The organism is Methylibium sp., assembly GCF_013817365.1.
GTDB lineage: Bacteria > Pseudomonadota > Gammaproteobacteria > Burkholderiales > Burkholderiaceae_C > Methylibium.
The window spans coordinates 1-3,014 of the sequence record NZ_JACDCU010000468.1 but is presented as its reverse complement, the minus strand read 5'-3'; the positions used below and the strand labels follow the sequence as shown (position 1 = coordinate 3,014).

1 protein-coding gene and 1 pseudogene are annotated in these 3,014 nt (G+C 69.1%); both read right to left on the bottom strand.

The annotated features are described in order from the left end of the window. Nucleotides 1–2,548: pseudogene (locus H0W38_RS19845) on the bottom strand (efflux RND transporter permease subunit); the annotation flags it as partial. Between the two features lie 28 nt (nt 2,549–2,576). Then, a partial coding sequence (locus tag H0W38_RS19840; RefSeq protein ID WP_367162462.1) for an efflux RND transporter periplasmic adaptor subunit occupies nt 2,577–3,014 on the bottom strand: 438 nt, incomplete at its 5' end.

Genomic DNA, 3,014 nt, shown 5'->3' with positions numbered 1-3,014 from the left:
CCGCTGGAGGTGCGGAACTCCCGCGAGATGCCGTTCAACTCGGTCGAATAGCCGGGCTCGAGCACCTGGGCCGCCGTGGCATCCATGAACTCCAGCGCCTCGCCGAGCGCATAGCCGGGCGCCAGGTGATGCTGACCGAGCGGCGCTGGTTGAAGTGGTTCAGCTCGCGCGGAGCCACACTGGTCTCCACCTTCACCAGCGCGGCCAGCGGGATCATGGCCGCGTTGCCGGCGGCATCGGCGCGGCCGCGCACGAAAAGCTTTTCGATGTCGGCCGGCACCGTGCGGCCGCTGAGGTCGGTCTGCACGATCACGTCGTACTGCTCGGCATTGCGCTTGTAGCGGGTCACGTTGCGCCCGCCCAGCATGGTCTCGATGGTACGTGCCACGGCGTCCACCGACACGCCGGCGTCGGCCGCGCGGTCGCGGTCCACGGAGATGTAGATCTCGGGCTTGTTGAGGCGCAGGTCGATGTCGGGCTGCACGATGCCGGGGTTCTTGCCCATCTCGGCCAGCATGCGCTGCGCCACTGAAGCAAGGTTCTCGTAGCTGTCGGAGGTGAGGATCACGAAGGTGATCGGCCGCTCCCTGAAGCCGCCGCCAAGCGAGGGCGGCGTGACCGGAAAAGCGTTCACGCCGGGCAGCGCGATGAAGTCGGGCGCCAGGCCGCCCAGCACATCGAAGATGCTGCGTTCGCGCTCGGCCCAGTCGATGGTGCGGATGATGGCGATGCCCTGCGCCACCGTCGGATTGCCGGCGATGATGAAGGCGCGGTCGACATCCGGGTCTTGCAGGGCGAGGCGTTCGATCTCCCGCAGGTAGCGCGCAGTGAATTCGAGCGTGGCGCCGTCGGGCGAGCTCACGTTCGTGAAGATCGTGCCGCGGTCTTCCATCGGCGCCAGCTCGCTCTTCATGCTGCCGAACAGCCATACCGCCGTGCCGGCGGAGGCGGCCATCACCGCGATCACCACCCAGCGGTGCAGCAGCGTCCAGCGCAGCACGCGCGTGTAGCCGTGGGTCAGGCCGTCGAGCGCGCGCTCCATGAAACGGTCGAAACGGCCCGGCTTGGGGTTGTGGCGCAGCAGCTTGCTGCACATCATGGGGCTCAGCGTGAGTGCGACAAAGCCGGAGACGATCACCGCGCCCGCCAGCGTGAGGGCGAACTCGGCGAAGAGCCGCCCGGTGCGCCCGGGGGTGAAGGCGAGCGGCGCGAACACGGCCGCCAGCGTGAGCGTCATCGCCACCACCGCAAAGCCGATCTCGCGCACGCCCTTCAGCGCGGCCTGGAACGGCTCCAGCCCCTCCTCGATGTGGCGGTAGATGTTCTCCAGCACGACGATCGAGTCATCGACGACCAGGCCGATCGCCAGCACCAGCGCCAGCAAGGTCAGCGTGTTGATGCTGAAGCCCGCCAGCGAGATGAGGATGAAGGCGCCGATCAGGCTCACCGGGATGGTGACCAGCGGAATGATCGAGGCGCGCAAGGTGCGCAGGAACACGAACACGACCAGTGCCACCAGCGCCACCGCTTCGGCGATGGTGGTGTACACCGAGGCGATCGAGCGCTCGATGAAGATGGAGTTGTCGTTGGCGACCTGCACCGTCAGGCCCTCGGGCAGATCCTCCTGAATCTGCGGCACCGCGGCGCGCACGGCTGCGGCCAGCTCGAGCGGGTTCGCAGTGGCATTGCGGATCACGCCGAGCGAAACCGCCGGCTGCCCGTTGAAGCGCACGCTGCTGCGCTCCTGCGCCGCGGCCTCCTCGATGCGCGCTACATCACGCAGGCGCACGGTGTGGCCGCTTGCGACCCGCTTGATGGCGATGTCGGCAAACTGCGCCGGCCGGTTGAGGTCGGTGCGCGCCGTGACCGTGAACTCGCGTTGCTGGCTCTCGATGCGGCCCGCAGGCACCTCGAGGTTCTGGCCGCGGATCGCGTCTTCGACATCCTGCACCGTCAGCTGGTAGGCGGCCAGGCGGTCGGGATCGAGCCACACGCGCATGGAATAAGTGCGGTCGCCGTTGATGCGCACGTCGGCCACGCCAGGCACGGTCTGCAGGCGCGGGCGCACCAGGCGCGTGAGCACGTCGGTCACGTCGAGCGGCGAAAGCGTGTCGCCGCTGAAGGTGAGCCAGATGGTCGGCGAGGCGTCGGCCTCCACCTTGGTGATCACCGGCTCCTCCACCTCGTCGGGCAGCCGGCCGCGCACGCGGGAGGCGCGGTCGCGCACATCGGCGGCGGCGTTGTCGGGGTCCTTCTCGAGCTTGAAGCGCACCGTGATCTGGCTTTGCTCGGAGCGCGAGATGGAGGTGATGATGTCCACCCCGTCGATGCCGGCGATGGAGTCTTCGAGGATCTTGGTGACCTGCGACTCGATCACCTCCGACGAGGCGCCGACCAGGCGCGTGGCCACCGTGACCACCGGCTCGTCGATGTTGGGGTACTCGCGCACCTGCAGGCGCTGGTAGGACACCAGACCGACCAGCACGAGCAGCAGCGACATCACGGTCGCAAAGACCGGCCGGCGCACGGCGACTTCGGAAAGCTGCATGGCGGCCCGGTTTTTTCGGCAGCGAGGATCAGTCCGCGCGGTGGGCCAGGGCCTTGCCCTTGCCTGTGCCGGAACCGTCCGACGCACCGGAGGCCCGCACCGCCGGCGGTTCGGCCGTGCGGCCCGCTGCGCCACCGCCCAGCTCGACCACGCGCAACTGCAGCCCGTCGCCGCGCATCAGACGCGACTGGCCGGCGGTGACGATCCGCTCACCGGCACGCAGGCCGCCCAAGATCTCCACCTCGCCATTGCGGCGGATGCCGGTGCGCACCTCGATGCGCTGCGACAGCGGCCCGTCGGGCCCGTCCACCACCTTGAACAGCAGCTCCTTGCCGGCCTGCGGCACCACCGCCTCTTCGGGCACCAGCACGGCGCCGGGGCGCTCGGCGAGCTGCACCTTCACACGCGCGAACATGCCCGGGCGCAGCGTGGCGTCGCGGTTGGGAATGAGGCCGCGCGCCAGCAG